This is a genomic window from Salipiger sp. ABN3_019 (assembly GCF_056158605.1).
The window spans coordinates 46,573-64,674 of sequence record NZ_JBSWTP010000005.1 but is presented as its reverse complement, the minus strand read 5'-3'; the positions used below and the strand labels follow the sequence as shown (position 1 = coordinate 64,674).

The following is an 18,102-nucleotide window of genomic DNA, read 5'->3' as shown; positions in this document are numbered from 1 at the left end:
TCGCACCCGCACAACCAGCGTTTGTATTCCCATGCGCAACAGTGGAAACCGCCCCAGAACGCGGATCTTTCTGCCGCAAAATTGCCACATTTGACCCTTCGGGGCATCCCGAGTTCGCTTTTCTATTTGCCTTACGATTCATCGCTCCAGCAGCGCACACGAAATGTCGCCTATGCGACATTTCTCTGGAGTAATTCACTGGTCCGACCGCGCGCAGCAAATAAGCAGAAAATCCCGCAGCAAATCGAATACCCGCGGCGGCCTCTTTTCGAGCCCGCGTTTTGCCTCTAGATAAGCGTCTCTCACCGTGAAGATTGGCGTCGTACTAAGTTCTCATGCCCAGCCCTGACCTCGCGCCGCGCGCTGCCGCCGGCTCCTCTGCAAGCTCACCCGCCACCGCGCCGCAAGGCGGCACGCTCTGGCTGCATGTGGGCACCCATAAAACCGGCACCACGTCGATCCAGCGCGCGCTGCGGCTGCGCGAGACGGCGCTGCGCGAGGCCGGTCTGCGGCGCTACCCGCAGGATAACGCCTGGGGGCTGGCCAATCTCTTCATCCGCGCCGGACTGCAGACCACGCCGCGGGTCAAGAAGAAGGTGCAACCCGCCGACCCCACAGCACTGCACCAAGAATTAAATGCCGCACATTGGCAGCTCGGCGGCGCCGACATGATCGTCAGCAGCGAAGAGTTCTGCCTGCTGCGCGAGGCGGCGGAGGCGGAGACGCTGCTGTCGACGCTGGGCCAGAAATTCACCCGCATCGTGCCGATCCTCGTGCTGCGCAACGATGCCGACTGGCGCGCCTCGCGCCGCGACCAGCTGAGCAAGAACGACATGTGGGATCTGCAAAAGGCGCTACCCGACGCCGCCAGCACCGACGGCGAATGGTATTATGACCGCGAGGCGCTGCGCGCCTTCTGGCGCGCGATCGGCCCGCTGCGGGAGATCGATTACGATGCCGCGCTGGCGGAGCAGGGCACGATCCTGCCGCAGTTCGCCGCGGCGATCGACCAGCCGGGGCTGTTCGACGATCTCGATCTGCACCTCAACCGCCGCACCACAGGCTAACCGCCCCTTCCCCGGCCAATGCCCGGCCTCACCCCAACCAAACCGCGCTTTCCAGCACCCGCCGGACCACCCCGGTCTGGCCTGAGACCCCCATGCGGGCGTAGACCTGCTTGGAGGTGCTGCGCGCGGTCTCCAGCGTCCAGCTAAGGTCCCGCGCCGCCTCGGTGAGGCTCAGCCCGTCGCAGAGGCAGGCGGTCAGCCGCGCCTCGCTGCGCGACAGGCCGAAGGCGGCCGCCAGCCGTTCCGGCGGCAGGTCCCGCGCCGAGAGGTCCCGGCGCAGCCGCCCGACCAGTTGCGGGCTGCCTGCGAGCACCTCTCGGGTCAACGCCAGATCCAGCCGGGGCGCGGCGCTCAGTGTCATCCGTTGCGCGCCGCCCTGCGCCGCAGCCGCCAGCGCCTGCCGCAGCGCCTGCGCCACCGGGCCAGGCAGCGCCAGCCGCCCGTCGGCGCGCAGCCCGATCCCCGCCGCGTCGCGCAGCTGCTCCGCCAGCCCCGCCGCCATGGCGCTGACCTGCCCCGAGGCGGTGAAAATGATCCAGCCCGCGCCGAGCGCGGCGCCGATCTGCCGGTCGAGCGCGGCATGGGCGCGCTCGCGCACAAGCTGCCGCCAGCCGCTCAGCGCCGGGCCCAGATGCGGCGTGAGCGCCGACAGATGCAGCCCGTCCGTGGCGCGAAAATCCTCGCCCGTGCGCTGCAGGCTCAGCAGCGCCAGCCCGCCCTCGTCGAGCCGCAGCCGCAGCGCCCGGAGCGGAGCGGCCTGCGCGGGCGCGCCCGGCGGCAGCGGCAGATCGACCTGCGAGTAGACCCGCCCGGTGCGCATGCGCTCCAGCGTGTCCTCGCCCGGCCCCGGGCCCCCTGCCCCGACCCGCCAGCAGCGGGCGGCGCCCGCCCCCGGCACCCCCTGCAGCCGCAGCTCGGCGCTGCCCGCCTGGGTGATCTGCGCCAGCAGGCCGAGGAAATCCGGCCAGAGATCGCCGGAGAGATCCTCCTCTGAGGTGCCGCCGCCCCCGGGCGCGCTGCCCAAAGAGGCGGCAAACATCGCCCGCAGCAGGGCCGTTTCATCAGACATTGCAGCGCTTTCCCGCTTTTCTGCGCAACTACCCCCCATATGGGGGGTTATCGGCGCAAACCGCAAGGCTAGCTCTCGGGGTCAATTGAGTTCTGACAGAGACCCCCGATGGACAGTAAAACCCTCACCCACCTGCAGCGTCTGGAAGCGGAAAGCATTCACATCCTGCGCGAGGTCGTCGCCGAGGCCGAGAACCCGGTCATGCTCTACAGCGTCGGCAAGGACAGCGCCGTCATGCTGCATCTGGCGAAAAAGGCCTTCTACCCCTCGCCGCCGCCCTTCCCGCTGATGCACGTCGACACCACCTGGAAGTTCCAGGACATGTACAAGCTGCGCGACAAGGCGGCCAAGGACGCAGGCATGCAGCTGCTGGTCCATCAGAACCCCGAGGCGAAAGAGCGCGGCATCAACCCGTTCGACCATGGCGCGCTGCACACCGACATGTGGAAGACCGAAGGCCTCAAGCAGGCGCTCGACAAGTTCGGCTTCGACGTGGCCTTCGGCGGCGCCCGCCGCGACGAAGAGAAATCCCGCGCCAAGGAGCGGGTGTTCTCCTTCCGCTCGGCCAACCACCGCTGGGATCCGAAGAACCAGCGCCCCGAGCTCTGGCGGCTTTACAACGCGCGCAAGGCCAAGGGCGAGAGCGTACGGGTGTTCCCGATCTCCAACTGGACCGAGCTCGACATCTGGCAGTACATCCATCTCGAGGGCATCGAGATCGTACCGCTGTATTTCTCGGCGCCGCGCCCGACGGTGGAACGCGACGGGCTGATCCTGATGGTCGACGACGACCGCTTCCCGCTCAAGGACGGCGAAGAGCCGGTGATGCGCTCGGTGCGCTTCCGCACGCTGGGCTGCTACCCGCTGACCGGCGCGGTGGAGAGCGAGGCGCAGACGCTGCCGGAGGTCATCCAGGAGATGCTGCTGACCACCACCTCGGAACGCCAGGGCCGCGCCATCGACCACGATCAGGCCGCCTCGATGGAGAAGAAGAAGCAGGAAGGCTATTTCTGAGCGCGCCTGAAACGCCGCGCCAGCCTCCCTTCCAGCCCCTCATTTTCAGGTACACGCCATGACCACCCAGGACCCTATCTACAAGACCGACGCGCTGATCGCCGAGGACATCGACGCCTATCTCGAGGCGCATCAGCACAAGACCATGCTGCGCTTCATCACCTGCGGCTCGGTGGATGACGGCAAGTCGACGCTGATCGGCCGTCTGCTCTACGACAGCAAGATGATCTTCGAAGATCAGCTCGCCGCGCTGGAATCCGATTCCAAGCGTTCGGGCACCCAAGGCGAAGAGATCGACTTCGCGCTGCTCGTCGACGGGCTTGCCGCCGAGCGCGAGCAGGGCATCACCATCGACGTCGCCTACCGCTTCTTCGCCACCGAAAAGCGCAAGTTCATCGTCGCCGACACCCCCGGCCACGAGCAATACACCCGCAACATGGTGACCGGCGCCTCCACCGCCGATCTCGCGGTGATCCTCATCGACGCGCGCAAGGGCGTGCTGACCCAGACCCGCCGCCACAGCTATATCGTCAACATGCTGGGCATCCGCCACGTGGTGCTGGCAGTGAACAAGATGGATCTGGTGGGCTACGACCAAGAGACCTTCGACAAGATCGTCGCCGATTACCGCGCCTTCGCCGAGAGCATCGGCATCGAGGCGTTCACCCCGATCCCGATCTCGGGCTTCAAGGGCGACAATATCACCGGCCCGAGCGAGAACACCCCGTGGTACGAGGGCCCCGCCCTGCTGCCGCTGCTGGAAGAGGTCGAGGTCGAGGACAGCCGCGAGCAGACCGGCCCGTTCCGCATGCCGGTGCAATGGGTGAACCGCCCCAACCTCGATTTCCGCGGCTTCGCCGGGCTCATCGCCTCGGGTCAGGTGCGCCCCGGCGATCCGGTGCGGGTGCTGCCCTCGGGCAAGACCTCGACCATCGCGCGCATCGTCTCGCTTGAGGGCGACCGCGAGCTGGCGGTGGCCGGCGAGTCGGTGACGCTGACGCTGGCCGATGAGATCGACTGCTCGCGCGGGCAGGTGATCGTGGCGGCGCAGGCGCCGCTCGAGGTCGCCGACCAGTTCGAAAGCACGCTGGTGTGGATGGACGAGCACGAGCTGCTGCCCGGCCGCGCCTATTGGCTGAAGATCGGCACGCAGACCGTTTCGGCCACCGTCGCCGAGCCCAAGTACGAGGTCAACGTCAACACCCAGGAGCATCTGGCCAGCAAGACGCTCGATCTCAACGCCATCGGCGTGGCGAACATCACCACCGACCGCGAGATCCCCTTCGCGCCCTATGCCGAGAACCGCGATCTGGGCGGCTTCATCCTAATCGACAAGATCACCAATCACACGGTCGCCGCGGGCATGCTGAACTTTGCCCTGCGCCGGGCGCAGAACGTGCATTGGCAGGCCACCGACATCGGCCGCGATCACCACGCCTCAATGAAGCACCAGAAGCCCGCCGTGCTCTGGCTCACCGGCCTCTCGGGCTCGGGCAAATCCACGATCGCCAATATCGTCGAGAAGAAGCTGGCGCGGATGAACCGCCACACCTTCCTTCTGGATGGCGACAACGTGCGGCACGGGCTGAACAAGGATCTGGGCTTCACCGAGGCCGACCGCGTCGAGAACATCCGCCGCGTCGGCGAGGTCGCCAAGCTGATGACCGATGCCGGTCTCATTGTGATCACCGCCTTCATCTCGCCGTTCCGCTCGGAGCGCGACATGGTGCGCGGCATGATGCAGCCGGGTGAATTCGTCGAGGTGTTTGTCGACACGCCGCTCGAAGTGGCCGAGAGCCGCGACGTGAAGGGTCTTTATGCCAAGGCACGCTCGGGCCAGCTGAAGAACTTCACCGGCATCGACAGCCCCTATGAGCACCCGGAATCCCCCGAGATGCGCATCGACACCACCGAGATGACCGCCGAGGAAGCCGCCGACGCGATCATCGCCCGGCTGATCCCGTAAGCGGGAAATTTTCCCAAACGATTTGAAACGGGCCGCGCAGATGCGTGGCCCGTTTTGCTTTTGGCGCACCAGCACAACTCGTCTCGCCGAGCCCCCTGCCCCCCTTGCCCCCCTTGCCCCCTTGCCGAGCCCGGCGCGGGGCGGCACACAGGGGCGGCAAGGCGCGGCGGGTGTTGCACCGCGGCGCAAACAGGCCTTCTATGGCGGGAGAGCCTGCCGGCCGGCAGGTCCGGGTGAAAAGGATAATCGGTGCGCACACTTACCCCTGTCATTCTCTGCGGCGGGTCGGGAACGCGGCTCTGGCCGCTGTCGCGGCAAAGCTTTCCCAAGCAGTTCGCCCGGCTCATCGACCCCGACAGTCTGTTCCAGCAGACCGCGGCGCGGCTGGCCGGTGCCTCTGGCTTCGCCCGGCCGGTGGTGGTGACCAACTCGGATTTCCGCTTTCTGGTGACCGAGCAGCTGGCGCAGATCGGCCTCGACCCCGGCGCCATCCTGATCGAACCCGAGGGCCGCAACACCGCGCCCGCGGTGCTTGCCGCGGCGCTGCATCTGCACGAGAAAGACCCCGAGGCAGCGATGCTCGTCGCCCCGGCCGATCACCGCATGCCCGATACCGCCGCCTTCCATGCGGCGCTGGCGCGCGGGCTGCCAGCGCTGGAGCGCGGCAAGCTGGTGCTCTTCGGCATCCAGCCCGACCGCCCCGAGACCGGCTTTGGCTATCTCGAACTCGACACCACAGAAAACACCCCGGAAAACAGCACCCAAAGCGGCACCGTGCCGCTGCGGCGCTTCGTTGAAAAGCCCGACGCCGCCACCGCCGCAGCGATGCTGGCGCAGGGCAACTTCCTGTGGAACGCCGGGATCTTCCTGTTCCGGGTGAAAGACATTCTTGCCGCCTTCGAGGCGCATGCGCCGCAGCTTCTGGCACCGGTGCGCGCAGCGGTGGCGGGTGCCGAGGTGGACCTCGGGTTTCTGCGGCTGGCCCCGGGCCCCTGGGCCGAGGCCGAGGACATTTCGATCGATTACGCGGTGATGGAGAAATCCCCCGACCTCGAGGTGGTGCCCTTTGACGGCGGCTGGTCCGATCTCGGCGGCTGGGACGCCATCTGGCACGAGATGGACCAAGACGACGCGGGCGTCGCCACCTCCGCCGGGGCGACGGCGATCGATTGCGAAAACTCGATCCTGCGCTCGGAATCCGAGACTCTGGAACTGGTCGGCATCGGCCTCAGCGACATCATCGCCGTGGCAATGAACGACGCCGTGCTGGTGGCCAGCAAGGACCGCGCGCAGGACGTGAAGAAAGCCGTCGCGGCGCTGAAGGCCAAGGGTGCGAAACAGGCCAGCGAGTTTCCGATGGACCACCGGCCCTGGGGCTGGTTCGAAAGCCTCGCGGTGGGCAGCCGTTTTCAGGTCAAGCGCATCCATGTCCACCCCGGCGCGGCGCTGTCGCTGCAAAGCCATGTACATCGTTCGGAACATTGGATCGTGGTCGAGGGCACGGCGCGGGTCACCGTCGACGGCGAGGTGAAGCTGGTCACCGAAAACGAGAGCATTTACGTGCCCCTCGGGGCGGTGCATCGGATGGAGAACCCCGGCAAGATGCCGATGGTGCTGATCGAGGTGCAGACCGGATCCTATGTCGGCGAGGATGACATCGTGCGCTACGAGGACGTTTACGCCCGCGGTCAGGGTGCCAAGGGCTGAGTGAGCCGCCCGGGAAAGGATCTCCGCTGATGGCACCCAAATTTGGAACCAGCGGCCTGCGCGGCCTTGTGGTGGAACTGACGCCCGAGCTGGTGGCGGACCATGTGCGCGCCTTTGCCAGCGCCTGCGATCACGGCGGCACGCTCTGCGTCGGGCAGGACCTGCGCCCCTCCAGCCCGCGCATCGCCGGTGACATCATCTCTGCCGCCCGCGCCGAAGGGCTGCGGGTGATCGATTGCGGCGCGCTGCCAACCCCGGCGCTGGCACTGGCCGCGCAGGAAGTGGGCGCCGGGGCGATCATGGTCACCGGCAGCCACATCCCCGCCGACCGCAACGGGCTGAAGTTCTACACCCGCTCGGGTGAGATCACCAAGGCCGACGAGGCGGCGATCTCGGCGGCGCTCGGGCGCCCGGCGGGCAGCGCGGAAGGCACGCTGGCGCAGGACCCGCAGGCCGCCGCCCGTTTCGTCGCGCGCTACACCGGCACGCTGGGGAGCACGGCGCTGGCGGGCAAGCGCATCGGCCTTTATGCCCATTCCGCCGTCGGCCGCGACGATCTGCGGGCGATGCTCGAAGGCCTCGGCGCCGAGGTGCTGGAACTGGGCCGGTCGGAGCAATTCATCCCGGTCGACACCGAGGCGGTGGCCCTCGAGACCCGCGCGCAGATCAAGGCCTGGGTCGCCGAGCATGGGCTCGACGCGCTGGTGTCGACCGATGGCGACAGCGACCGGCCGCTGCTGGCCGATGAGACCGGCACAATCGTGCCCGGCGACATCATGGGCCAGATCACCGCCGAGGCGCTGGGGGCGGAGGCGGTGGTCACCCCGATCTCCTCGAACTCCGGCGTCACCCGCAAGGGCTTTGGCAAGGTGCTGACCACCCGCATCGGCTCGCCCTTCGTCATCGCGGGTATGGAAGAGCTCGGCGGCAAGGTCGTCGGCTATGAGGCGAACGGCGGCTTTCTGCTGGGCTTCGAAGCCGCCGGCCCCGACGGCACATTGGCGCCGCTGCCCACCCGCGATTGCATGCTGCCGCTGATCACGGTGCTGATCGCCGCCGGGGAGGGCCCGCTCTCGGCCCGCGTCGCCGCCGAGCCGCCGGTGGTCACCATGGCCGACCGGCTGCAGGAGGTGCCGCAGGAGGCCTCGCAGCCCTTCGTGGCGAAGCTGCGCGAGGACGCGGGCGCGCGGGCGGAGTTCCTGTCGCAGCTCAGCGCCGAGGAGGCCGCCTGCGATCTCACCGACGGTGTGCGCATGACGCTCAGCGATGGCCGCATCGTCCATGTGCGCCCCTCGGGCAACGCGCCGGAACTGCGGCTCTACGTCGAAGCCTCGGACAGCGCCGGGGCCGAAGAGCTGATGGCGACGGGTCTGGACGCATTGCGCCGCGCGGTGCTGGGCTGACCTCTGCGGAGACCTCAGCGCCATCCACGCGCCGCGCTCCGGAGCCGCTAACGCCTTCCAGCCGAACGGCAAACCCACCCCAAAGCACGCAAACGTGAAGACCCGCTTGGCCCATCAGGGCCAGTCGGTTTGAAACTCTCCGGTTCTGCCGCCGTGACTTCGCCATGTGACCAGTGATGACAGAGGAGATCACACATGGCCCATCTGGCTTCGTCCTACACGTCCTTCGAGACATTTCTGTCCCGTGCGGACGCCTATTGGACCGTCGATTTTAATGCGCTGAACAGCTCTGGCGTGAACGCAACCGCGATCCTCGCGGTGGAAACCGAGGAGGACGGCTCGTCCTATCTCAACGTGGCGATCACCGGCACCGGGCTGACCCCGTCGCAGACCCACGCGCAGCACATACACGGCCTCTTCGACGAGGACGGCAACCCGCTCAACTCCACCGCCCCGACGCTGGCCGATGACGCAGATCGCGACGGCATGGTCGAGGTGCTCGAGGGGCTGGGGCAATATGGCGACGTGCTGCTGCCGCTGATCTCGGGCGGTGCTATGCCGATGGCCGATGCGACCGGCCTGCTGTCCTTCGTGCAGAGCTACGATCTGACCGACGATGAGAATTTCTTCAGCCCGGTGTCGATGACCGATTACACCGCCGAAGACATCATGCCGCTGACCCTGCGCGAGATCGTGCTGCATGGCGTCGATGTGCCTGACGGCATCGGCGAGGGCACCGGCGGCGAAGTGGACGGCGGGACGAACGGCTATACCGGCATCCTGCCCGCCGCCGCCGGCGACATCGAGAGCGCCAGCCTGGACGAGGCCCTGGCCCTGCTTGCGCAGCAGCGCGCCACCGCCTCCACCAGCACCACGCTGACCGATGGCGATGACATGTATGACGCTGGCGCCGGTGACGATGTCATCAACGGCAAGGGCGGCGATGACAGCCTCAATGGCGGTGCCGACAATGACACGGTCATAGGCGGCACCGGGCGCGATGTGCTCTCCGGCGGCGGCGATGACGACCTCGTCGATGCCGGGATCGATGATGACAACCAAGCCGATGCCGCCGACGATGGCGCTGCGGGCAGCCTGAGCCTTGCCGATTACGACAATGGGCTCGCGGGCGGCGCGGGCGACGATATGATCCATGGCCGTGACGGCGACGACATCATCACCGGCGATGACGACAGCCGCGTCTCGGAGGCGCTTGGGCTGACCTTCGACCCCGAGGCCGATGGCGCCGATACGATCTACGGCGGCGCGGGCAATGATGAGATCCACACCGGCAGCTGGGCCGATGGCGATCAGGGGCTGGAGAATGCCTCCACCGGCATGATGTCCGACTGGGCCTCGGGCGGCATGGGCAATGACATCCTGCGCGGTGCTGGCGGCGATGACACGCTCTACGGCAACGAGGGCGCGGACAATATCGGCGGCGGCGGCGGCAATGACATGATCTACGGCGACTTCATGTCGCCCGGCTCGGCCGAGATGGCCTCCGGTCAGGTTATCCGCCTCTACCAGGCCGCCTTTGACCGCGCGCCCGACGCGGGCGGTTTCTACAACTGGACGGAACGGCTGGTCACCGAGAGTTTCACGCTGAAGCAAGTGGCCGCGGGCTTCACCGGCAGCGCTGAATTCGCTGCCGACTACGGAGATTTCGCCAACGGCGACTATGTTCAGGCGCTGTATAACAACGTGCTGGGCCGTGACGCCGACGCGAAAGGGCTGGAGAATTGGACCGAGCGCCTCGACACCGGCCTGATGAGCCGCTCCGAAGTGTTGATCGGCTTCTCCGAAAGCGCCGAGTTCCGTGCTTCGATGGCAGATGACATCGAGGAGTGGATCATGGCGCAGGGTCCCGACGATGTGCTGATGGGCAACGGCGGCGACAACATGCTTTCGGGCGGCCTGCTGTCAGACCGCTTTGTCTTCTCCACCGACGCCGGCAGCAGTCACCATGTGGTTGATCTTGAGAGCTGGGATATGCTCGATTTCAGCGCTTTCGGCTACGCCAGCGCCGACGACGCCATGGCGAAGATGATGCAGGAGGGCGACGATCTGGTCTTCATGGATCAGGACGTGACGGTCACCCTGCAGGATCAGACGCTGGACAATCTCACCGACGAGATGATCCTGATCTAAGAGACAATGCGAGCACGGCGGGACCTCCTGCCGTGCTCTTTTCGGGTATGACCGGCAGTCTCTTAGGTGGGATTGACGTTCGCCTGTCTCACGAAGGCGTCATCCGCAGCCATGCCGGGAAGCAGACCGGGCGCGCCGCTTTCGTTCAGCCTGTCGCGCGCCCCTCTACCCGCGATAGTGCCAGAGCCGTGCGAGCAGGAGTTTCAGCCGCCCCCAGTTCCGCCGCGCCGCCAAGGCCAGCGGCCCTGCCGAGCCGTAGAGCGGCATGACCCAATCGTCCGGAACCTGGTCTTCGGTGAGCTTCACCAACGCGGAATTGAACGTGCTATCGACAACTTTCGCGGGCCGTTTCAGAAATCTTGCGTTGGTCTGGCAGATAACGATGTCCGGGCGTTCGGCCCGCACCACATCCATGATGGGCATCGTGGACGGCGAATTGATCCGCACGACCTTCGCGAAAATGTCCGACATCACCTTGGACAGAGCCTCGCCGGAACTGCCGCCAAACAGCAGGATTTTTTCCGGCCGCAACGGCGCGCCATTTTCGAAGATCTGGATATGCCCTGACCCGTTGACCCCATTGTCAAAGACCATCGAGACGTGCTGCCCCTGCCGCACCCAGTCTTTTTTCACACTCCTGTGCGGGGGATGCATTTTCGATCCCAGATCCCCGACAACCTCCAAGTTGCGAAATTTCGGCGAAAACCCTTCCATGAAGTCCAGATCGAACCGCTCGAGAATGTCCTGCACGCAGACCCAAGCCCCCCGATCGCTCCAGTGGGTGTCGGTCTTGATGTAGTTGGCCCGCGCCTCGCGCAGCCGCGAGATCGGGCAGACGACCCCCCCGCCCGGTTGTTCACCAGCCTGCTCACCGGCGAAAATCATGGCAGATTTCACCGTCTCCAGAAGAGAGACCGAGGCGGGCACAAAGGGGTGAAGCTCGGGAAATACATCCTCTTTCGAGGGCGCAATCACCATGCAGAATTTCGCACCGGCCTTGTCAACGGCCTTGGTGGCCTCTTTCGCGAACCGCGCCCAATCTGCTGCGTCGCGCTTTGTAACAGGATTGCGGCCGGTGAACAGATCTTCGGACTTGTTAAAATCCCCGCACAAAAACAGCCAGTTATCCTTGCCTGCGAGAACTTGCTGAAGCTGCACCGGTGCGATCTCGAGCAGCGGCTCATCGCGGCCGCCAGCGCGCAGTGCGATCGTCAGCCCACGCGTAACATCGGCCTCGAAGACAAACCCGCAGGCTGTCTGCTGATCTTGGAGCCCTTGTTTCTTGTAGTGCGCAACAACATCGGGTCGATTCAAATTCAGCGGGATAATCCGACTTGGTTTGCCCGCCTCCTCAATCACCAGACAGGCCTCAGCTTCGGTGCGGCGCACCCAACCTTTGATCCGGAGATTTGCCAGGGTCGGCTTTTTAAACGGCCCAAGGTCTGGCGTATCGAGATGAACCCGCCGCGTGGAACAAGGCGTGGCGTCCAGCTTGAAGAGCGCCGCCCTATCGGCGCGAATACGGTCATAGAGGCTGCGCGCCTCGGCGAAATCCCTGTGCGTCTCGCAGGCTGCGGCAAGAAGGCGCTCGGCCTCGCTGTAGCGCGCGTTTTCCCAAAGCAGATTGGCAAGGCCGAGGGTGTCTTTCTTACCCAAGGATATTGCGGATATCGCGGCCGGATCTTCGAGAATGGAGGAGGCCAGCTTCTCGAGGCGCTCGATCCGAGACCCGTCTACACTCTTCACCACGATCGTCTCCAATAGGTCAGGATCCTGTTTCGGCATCGAGAACGCCCAAGATCATGTTTCGCTTTCTGTATCCCGTCGCAGATCGCTGCGAAAGTCTGGGCAGGCAGCCGCCGCCCCTGACCGGACCGACCGTCCTGCAGCGGCGGCGCGATCATCGCCGAGAGGCGCCGCGCCCGAACAGCGCCCGGAGCGCCGCTAACCTGCCCTCCCCCCTCTGCCGCGGCGCGGCAGGGGACCCGGGGGGCTCGCGGGTCTGCCCCGTGTCGATCTCCGTGCCGATCCCCATCTCGATCCCCTCGGCGATCGCCTCCTCGTCGCAGATGATGGCGGCGGCGCTGGCGTCGGCGCGGCGCTCGGCCTCGGTCAGCGTAGGCAGTCCTTCCGGCCCCGAGGGCACCTCTGTCGCGCCGCCCTCGGTATAGGCCGCCACAAAGCAACGCATGGCATGTGCGACCCCCAGCCGGTTCACCTCGCGCTGGTCGGCCTCGTAATAGAGCCCGCCGGTGGCGCTGGCGGTGATGATCTCGAACGACGGGAAGTAATCGACGAACTCGAAGCGATCGCAGGCCTCCTGCGCCGCCACCCGCAGCACCGCCTTGCTGTAGCAGGTCGAGGTCAGCACATGGCGCGGCTCATAGGTGGCGATGAGCGGCACCGGCGAGACGGTCAGCAGCACCCGCACGCCGGGGTTCACCGCGCGCAGCCGGGTCAGCACGTCGCTCAGCGCGGCGCTGGTCTCGGCCACGCTGAAATTGTGGAATTCGTGCCGCGCCGGATCGAAGCTGCCAGCCACCACCCCCGGCGCCAGCGGCAGCACGCTGCCATCGCCGCGCACCCGCCAGGCCTCGGTCAGCCCGAGGGTGAAGACGAAGACATCGGCGCCAAGGAACATCTCGCGCACCGCCGCCAGATGATCGCGCCGCGCCGCCGCCACCGCATCGGGGCTGTCATAGCCCGTAGGCTCGACCTGCGGCCGGTAGGGATCGACATAGCGCCCGTCGGGCCGCTGCCAGGCGGGCTCGGCCAACGCCCGGCCCTCGACGGCCTCGTCGAAGATCTGGCCAAGCTGCTGCACCGTGTAGAGATTGCCGAAGCGCGCCGAGAACACCCCAAACTGCCGCGCCGCCCGCTCTGGCTCCGGCAGGTCAGCGCCATCCTCGGGCACGAAATACCGAAACCCAAGCTCGGAGATCCGCCGCGAGATATGCTGGGCGAAACAGCTGCCAGCGGTGGCCAGCTTCATCTGCGGGGTGATGCGGAAGCTCGGTGCCACCACCGGGTCGATCCGATGCGGCTCGACCCGCGACACCGCCCGCCGCCACAGCTGGTGATCCGGCACATCGCGATAGGGGTTGCTCATTGGTCTCTCCCTCAGGCCCCGAAGCGGCCCAGAGCCCGCTCTTGGAACCGCGTCAGCTTGGCGCTGAAGGCCGCGGCCGGGCGCAGCCCCGCTGCCTCATGCGCCGCATAGACCTCGAAACTCTGGCGGAGGAACTGCGGCAGGTCCAGCAGCCGGTCCTTGCCGCTCATCTTGAACAGCAGGCTGCCGCGGGTGCCGCAGGCTTCGGCGATCTCCGGGTAGCAGGGAAACACCGCGCCTTGCGCCAGCATATCGCGCGGCACGATGTCATAGGCCAGCGGCTCGGCCCCCAACTGCCGCGCCACCAGCCGCGCCAGATCGAGCAGGCAGCGCGCCTGCGGGTGGTTGATCGTATACATAAAGCAGCCGCCGCGCAGCCAGCCGAGAAACGGCCCGGCCAGATCGATCCCCTGCTCGGCGAAGCGCGACAGCAGCAGCGCCTTCTGCCGGTCCCATTCGTCGAAATAGCCCAGTTCCTGATAGACTGGGCCGCGGTAGAGCCGCAGCGTCTCCGCCTCGGACAGGCCGGCCTGCCAGGCGGCAAAGCCGATCAGCGAGTGATAGGCCCCATAGCCGCTCCGGATCTGCTGCCCGGCGGCATCTTCGAGATAGACCGTGTCGGGATGGTAGCCCGAGAAGAAGAAGGTCGGCACGGTGACGATGGGCTTGCGCGCCGCGAGCCGCGGCCCGAGCAGCTCGGCCACCCCCGGCAGCAGCACCAGCTGGTCGCTGCGTGCCGCGTCCTGCCGCAGCCGGGCAGGGTCGGCGCGGGCCTCGGCGATCTCATAGCCCTCGACCTCCAGCTCCGGACAAAGCAGCCGCAGCCCGACCACCAGACCCGGCGTGGCACAATTGGAGACCACCAGCACTTTGCTCATGCCCTGCGCCTCTCTGCCGGTCAGCCGGGGAACATGCGCCGGGCGTTCTCGTAGATCACCCGGTCGAGCCGGGTGAGCCGATCCAGCTCAGCATCGATCTCCGGGGTGATCTCTTCGCGCTCCACCGGCTCGAGATCGGGGTTGTCGGACCAGCCCTGCGACGACAGCGCCCAGGGCATCTGCTCGGGCATCGCCACGCCAAGCCTGCGGGTCACCTGAGCGAACAGCCCCGGCATATCCTCGGTAAAGCCGATGGTGTCGATGGTCAGCAGGTTGCGCATCGACACCCGCAGCGCCTCTTCGTCGCTCAGCACCAGCTCGCCGCGCGGGCCGCTCCAGTGCCGCCCGAGCAGGCTGCGGGCATAGAAATTATCAGTGTCGAGCGGCAGCCCGTCGGCGCGGTGGCGCAGGAACGCCAGCAGCCCCTTCTCCTTGGCCAGCCGCGGTCCTTTCAGATTGCGCGCCTCGATGATCTGCCACGAATGCGCGCGCCAGAAATGATACAGCGACAGCACCCGCGCCTTGGGCTCGCGCAGCACGGTGATGGTATAAAGCGGGCCGGGGATCAGCTGCAGCCGGGCGAAATCCATATGCGCCGAGAAATAGGAATAGCCCGCCAGCTGCTCTGGCGTGAAGCGATCAAAATTGCGGATGCGCTCGGGGCAGATCTCTGCGGCGTCAAACAGCGGCGCCAGGAACCGGTGCAGCGAGGTGCCGCCGGTCTTGGGGAAATGAAACAGGGCAACGCGCACGGGCGATCTCTCCGGAACTGCGGCGGAAACTGCGGCGGACTGGGGGTGGGCCTGCGAAACCGGCTGCGGCGAGCTTCTGCCGTGCCATTTGTTTCGCAGCGAAACAAGCGCGCGCCGCATCAGCCGCGCTCCTGCGCCTTGACCCAGCCGAGGAAGGCGGCGTCGGCATTGCCGAGGCGCGGACGGCCGGTCTCGTCCCACCAGCTGCGCCAGCGCGCCGCGAGCGCGTGGACGTCAGCGCCCGGTCGCAGGGCGCGGGCGGCGTCGAGCGCCTCGTCCGACAGATGCGGACCGACGGCGCTGCGCGGCGCGCGCTGACGCTCGACCACGATCATATCGCCCGGAGCCTCGCGCAGCAGGTAGTCGGGCAGATTGCCCTCGGCGATGATCTTGCGCAGCGCGGCGCGGAACACCCGCAGCGGCGCGGTGGAGCCGGCCTTTTTGTGCAGCGTGCCCACCGAGACCTGCCAGCTGCGCTGCCGCCCGCAATGTTTGCGCGCCAGCTCGTAGAGGCGACGCTCGAGCGGCTTGCGCAGGCGGAAGTAGTCGCGGCTGAGGGTCAGCACCGATTTCGCCAGCACCGCGCGGAACAGCCATTCCGAGAGCGTCACCGTCACCGAGATCATCCGCCCTCCGCGCGAGCGGCGCAGGATCTCCCAGCTGTCGATCAGCCCGAAGCCGCGGGTGGTCTCGATGCCCCCGGTCTCCATATTGGTGGTGATGCGGGTGCCAGCGAGCCGCTCGAAGGCCTCCTTGAGCCGGGCGTAGCCATCGCCCGAGGTGTCGCGGTTGGTGGCCACCATCAGATCATGCGCCTTGAGCTGCAGCGTGCGCGACACCTCGCGCCCGGCGTTCAGCGCCGCCATCAGCTGGCTGACGCAATAGATCAAGATGTCCTTGTCGTGGATCGTCGCCCGGCCCTTGACCGAGGGCGTGACCTCGAGCGTGATGCCATTATGCGCGTAGCTCAGCACCCGCCGGTCAGGCCGGGTGGAGAGCGAAAAAATCGGATGCTCCATGGTGCCCAGATCATCCTTCGGCGCGGCGTCGAAGAGATCGCACACGAAGAAATCGGCCCCGCCCGGCCCGTCGGTCGCCGGCACGCCGGAGGTCTGTTTCGCTGAAGCCATCGTCGTGTCGCACCTGCCCTGCCCCGGCCCCCAGCACCGGGAAAATACTGCGGATCTGCGCCCGCTGGTTATCGGGGTTTCAGTGACGCCCAGCCTAGGTTTCTCCGCCCTCCCCGTCCAGCCCAAGATCGGGGGATCGGAGTTGCTTTGGCGTGGGATCAGAGTCGCCTAAACGTGGGATCAGAGTCGCCAAGCCCAGATGCTGTGGCAAATTCCACATGATAATCAGATATTTGCGGTAAGCCTTCCCAGACCGTAACGAATAAACTAACAAAAAATAACAGAACCATTGGCAGAGCTGCGCCGATTTCAGCCTCTCTGACCAATAGGCAACCTCCCGAATCTGCTTAGAAATATCGCACGCGTGCAGCTTTTGCTTCCATGTTCGTCGTTTTTGAGTATCCTGATGAAAACGACGAACATGGAAGGTCGCGCAGGGACATGAAGGCGGAGACGAAAACCGAGCTGCCCCCCTATTTCAACATCGATCCCGACGCCGCGCTGAGCGCGCTTGGCGGGCCCTTCGAGACCGCGGAGTTCGCGGCCATCGCGCAGGCCTGCGAGGCCGGGCGCAGCGATCTCGCCGGGCGCGGCCTCGAAGAGAACGGCGGGCGCAGCCTGCGGCTGTTCTCCACATGGGAGATCACCCGTTACCTGATCCCCGTCGCGGTCGGCCATTTCCGGCGGGTGCTGAAGCAGAACCCCGAGCTGCCGCAGGGCCGGTCCGAGACCGAGGGCGGCGCCAAGTGGTTCACCTTCGAGGAGGTGCTGCGGCTGCGCGCGCATTTCGCCGCCGGTGGCTCGAAGACCAAGAACTATCTGCCGTGGCGCCCCGAGGGGCTGCCCGCCAAGATGGTCGCCGTGGCGAACTTCAAGGGCGGCGTCGGCAAGACCTCGACCTGCGCGCATCTGGCGATGAGCGCCGCGCTCGACGGCTACAAGGTGCTGGTGATCGACCTCGACAGCCAGGGCTCGATGACCTCGATCTTTGGCGGCAAGGTCGAGGATGAATGGCAGACGGTCTTCCCGCTGCTGGCGCGTCACTACGGTCGTCACCTGCAATCGGAGAACCAGCGTCGGATGGACCGGGGCGACCCGCCGGTGCCGCTCGACGAAACGCTCTCGGGCGCGCTGGAGGCGAAGGCGCAGGATCTGGTGCAGACCACCCATTGGCCGAACATCGATCTCATCGGCGCGCAGCTCAACCTCTATTGGGCCGAGTTCCAGATCCCCGTCTGGCGCATGCAGGCGCGCGGCTGGAAGCTCTGGGACGCGCTCACCGAGAGCCTCGAGGCCGACGGGCTGCTCGACGAATATGACGTGATCTTCCTCGATACCCCCCCTGCCCTCGGCTACCTGACGATCAACGGGCTGGCCGCCGCCGACATCCTGCTGGTGCCGCTCGGTGCCTCCTTCCTCGAGTTCGACTCCACCGGCCGGTTCTTTGACATGCTGCATTCGACCTTCTCGTCGATCGAGGAGGCCGAGAACATGGCCGCCCGGGCGCTGGGGCGTGAGGGGCTGAACTTCCAATGGGACGCGGTGCGCGCGGTGATCACCCGCTACGACGGCACCCAGCAGGCGGAACTGGCGGCGCTGATGCAGGCCTATCTCGGGCCGGTGCTCTCGCCGCACCGGCAGGATTACACCGCGCTCATCGGCCAGGCCGGCGAGCAGGTGCGCGGCATCTACGAGGCCGATTACCGCGACTTCAACCGCGAGACCTACGCCCGTGGCCGCGAGACTTTCGACGCCACCTATGCGGCTCTGAAGCAGCTGCTTCTGGGCAGCTGGCGGCGCGACGAACAGGCTCTGCGGGCCGCCGAATGAGACTCTGTTTCGCTGCGAAACAATTT

13 protein-coding genes are annotated in these 18,102 nt (G+C 66.5%); 7 read left to right on the top strand and 6 right to left on the bottom strand.

Annotated features, from left to right (window positions below):
- Window positions 1-335 precede the first annotated feature (335 nt).
- Window positions 336-1,067 carry a hypothetical protein gene (locus ACXAD2_RS06370; RefSeq protein WP_475168321.1) on the top strand — a complete coding sequence of 244 codons (732 nt, stop codon included), beginning with the start codon at window positions 336-338 and terminating at the stop codon, window positions 1,065-1,067.
- 28 nt (window positions 1,068-1,095) lie between these two features.
- Here the strand turns inward: ACXAD2_RS06370 and ACXAD2_RS06365 are convergent, their stop codons facing one another.
- On the bottom strand, window positions 1,096-2,136 hold the full coding sequence (locus ACXAD2_RS06365) for a helix-turn-helix transcriptional regulator (RefSeq protein WP_475168318.1): 1,041 nt from the start codon (window positions 2,134-2,136) through the stop codon (window positions 1,096-1,098).
- Between the two features lie 108 nt (window positions 2,137-2,244).
- Here ACXAD2_RS06365 and cysD point away from each other — a divergent pair, with 108 nt between their 5' ends.
- The 5 genes from cysD to ACXAD2_RS06340 all read left to right on the top strand — a co-directional run bounded on the left by cysD (window position 2,245) and on the right by ACXAD2_RS06340 (window position 10,377).
- Window positions 2,245-3,150 (top strand): sulfate adenylyltransferase subunit CysD, encoded by a 906-nt coding sequence (gene cysD, locus ACXAD2_RS06360; RefSeq protein WP_164185516.1) that lies wholly within the window; start codon window positions 2,245-2,247, stop codon window positions 3,148-3,150.
- A 58-nt stretch (window positions 3,151-3,208) separates the two neighbouring features.
- Window positions 3,209-5,116, top strand: coding sequence for a sulfate adenylyltransferase subunit CysN (gene cysN / locus ACXAD2_RS06355; RefSeq protein WP_475168315.1), 1,908 nt, complete (start codon window positions 3,209-3,211; stop codon window positions 5,114-5,116).
- A 249-nt stretch (window positions 5,117-5,365) separates the two neighbouring features.
- Window positions 5,366-6,823: a mannose-1-phosphate guanylyltransferase/mannose-6-phosphate isomerase gene (locus ACXAD2_RS06350; protein ID WP_475168310.1), complete on the top strand. Its 1,458-nt coding sequence runs from the start codon at window positions 5,366-5,368 to the stop codon at window positions 6,821-6,823.
- A 29-nt stretch (window positions 6,824-6,852) separates the two neighbouring features.
- Complete coding sequence (locus tag ACXAD2_RS06345; protein WP_475168308.1) at window positions 6,853-8,226, top strand: phosphomannomutase; 1,374 nt, start codon at window positions 6,853-6,855, stop codon at window positions 8,224-8,226.
- 195 nt (window positions 8,227-8,421) lie between these two features.
- Window positions 8,422-10,377, top strand: a complete 1,956-nt coding sequence (locus tag ACXAD2_RS06340) for a DUF4214 domain-containing protein (protein WP_475168303.1) — start codon at window positions 8,422-8,424, stop codon at window positions 10,375-10,377.
- Window positions 10,378-10,542: 165 nt separating this feature from the next.
- Here the strand turns inward: ACXAD2_RS06340 and ACXAD2_RS06335 are convergent, their stop codons facing one another.
- The 5 genes from ACXAD2_RS06335 to ACXAD2_RS06315 form a co-directional block, all read right to left on the bottom strand.
- Entirely contained in the window at window positions 10,543-12,162 is a 1,620-nt protein-coding gene (locus ACXAD2_RS06335; RefSeq protein WP_475168302.1) for an alginate O-acetyltransferase AlgX-related protein, read from the bottom strand.
- A gap of 115 nt (window positions 12,163-12,277) precedes the next feature.
- Window positions 12,278-13,486, bottom strand: coding sequence for a GSCFA domain-containing protein (locus ACXAD2_RS06330; RefSeq protein WP_475168300.1), 1,209 nt, complete (start codon window positions 13,484-13,486; stop codon window positions 12,278-12,280).
- Between the two features lie 11 nt (window positions 13,487-13,497).
- Window positions 13,498-14,364: a WcbI family polysaccharide biosynthesis putative acetyltransferase gene (locus tag ACXAD2_RS06325; protein WP_475168298.1), complete on the bottom strand. Its 867-nt coding sequence runs from the start codon at window positions 14,362-14,364 to the stop codon at window positions 13,498-13,500.
- Window positions 14,365-14,384: 20 nt separating this feature from the next.
- Complete coding sequence (locus ACXAD2_RS06320; RefSeq protein ID WP_224907238.1) at window positions 14,385-15,116, bottom strand: hypothetical protein; 732 nt, start codon at window positions 15,114-15,116, stop codon at window positions 14,385-14,387.
- Window positions 15,117-15,235: 119 nt separating this feature from the next.
- Entirely contained in the window at window positions 15,236-16,246 is a 1,011-nt protein-coding gene (locus tag ACXAD2_RS06315; protein WP_475168294.1) for a replication initiator protein A, read from the bottom strand.
- Between the two features lie 441 nt (window positions 16,247-16,687).
- On the opposite strand from ACXAD2_RS06315, the gene ACXAD2_RS06310 reads away from it, so the two are divergent.
- Window positions 16,688-18,076 carry an AAA family ATPase gene (locus ACXAD2_RS06310; RefSeq protein ID WP_475168292.1) on the top strand — a complete coding sequence of 463 codons (1,389 nt, stop codon included), beginning with the start codon at window positions 16,688-16,690 and terminating at the stop codon, window positions 18,074-18,076.
- Window positions 18,077-18,102 lie beyond the last annotated feature (26 nt).

Coding starts and splice junctions, on each gene's coding strand:
- ACXAD2_RS06365 (WP_475168318.1), bottom strand. CDS start 2,136: ATGTCTGATGAAACGGCCCTGCTGCGGGCGATGTTTGCCGCCTCTTTG.
- ACXAD2_RS06310 (WP_475168292.1), top strand. CDS start 16,688: ATGAAGGCGGAGACGAAAACCGAGCTGCCCCCCTATTTCAACATCGAT.
- ACXAD2_RS06335 (WP_475168302.1), bottom strand. CDS start 12,162: ATGCCGAAACAGGATCCTGACCTATTGGAGACGATCGTGGTGAAGAGT.
- cysD (WP_164185516.1), top strand. CDS start 2,245: ATGGACAGTAAAACCCTCACCCACCTGCAGCGTCTGGAAGCGGAAAGC.
- ACXAD2_RS06370 (WP_475168321.1), top strand. CDS start 336: ATGCCCAGCCCTGACCTCGCGCCGCGCGCTGCCGCCGGCTCCTCTGCA.
- ACXAD2_RS06345 (WP_475168308.1), top strand. CDS start 6,853: ATGGCACCCAAATTTGGAACCAGCGGCCTGCGCGGCCTTGTGGTGGAA.
- ACXAD2_RS06325 (WP_475168298.1), bottom strand. CDS start 14,364: ATGAGCAAAGTGCTGGTGGTCTCCAATTGTGCCACGCCGGGTCTGGTG.
- ACXAD2_RS06340 (WP_475168303.1), top strand. CDS start 8,422: ATGGCCCATCTGGCTTCGTCCTACACGTCCTTCGAGACATTTCTGTCC.
- ACXAD2_RS06315 (WP_475168294.1), bottom strand. CDS start 16,246: ATGGCTTCAGCGAAACAGACCTCCGGCGTGCCGGCGACCGACGGGCCG.
- ACXAD2_RS06330 (WP_475168300.1), bottom strand. CDS start 13,486: ATGAGCAACCCCTATCGCGATGTGCCGGATCACCAGCTGTGGCGGCGG.
- cysN (WP_475168315.1), top strand. CDS start 3,209: ATGACCACCCAGGACCCTATCTACAAGACCGACGCGCTGATCGCCGAG.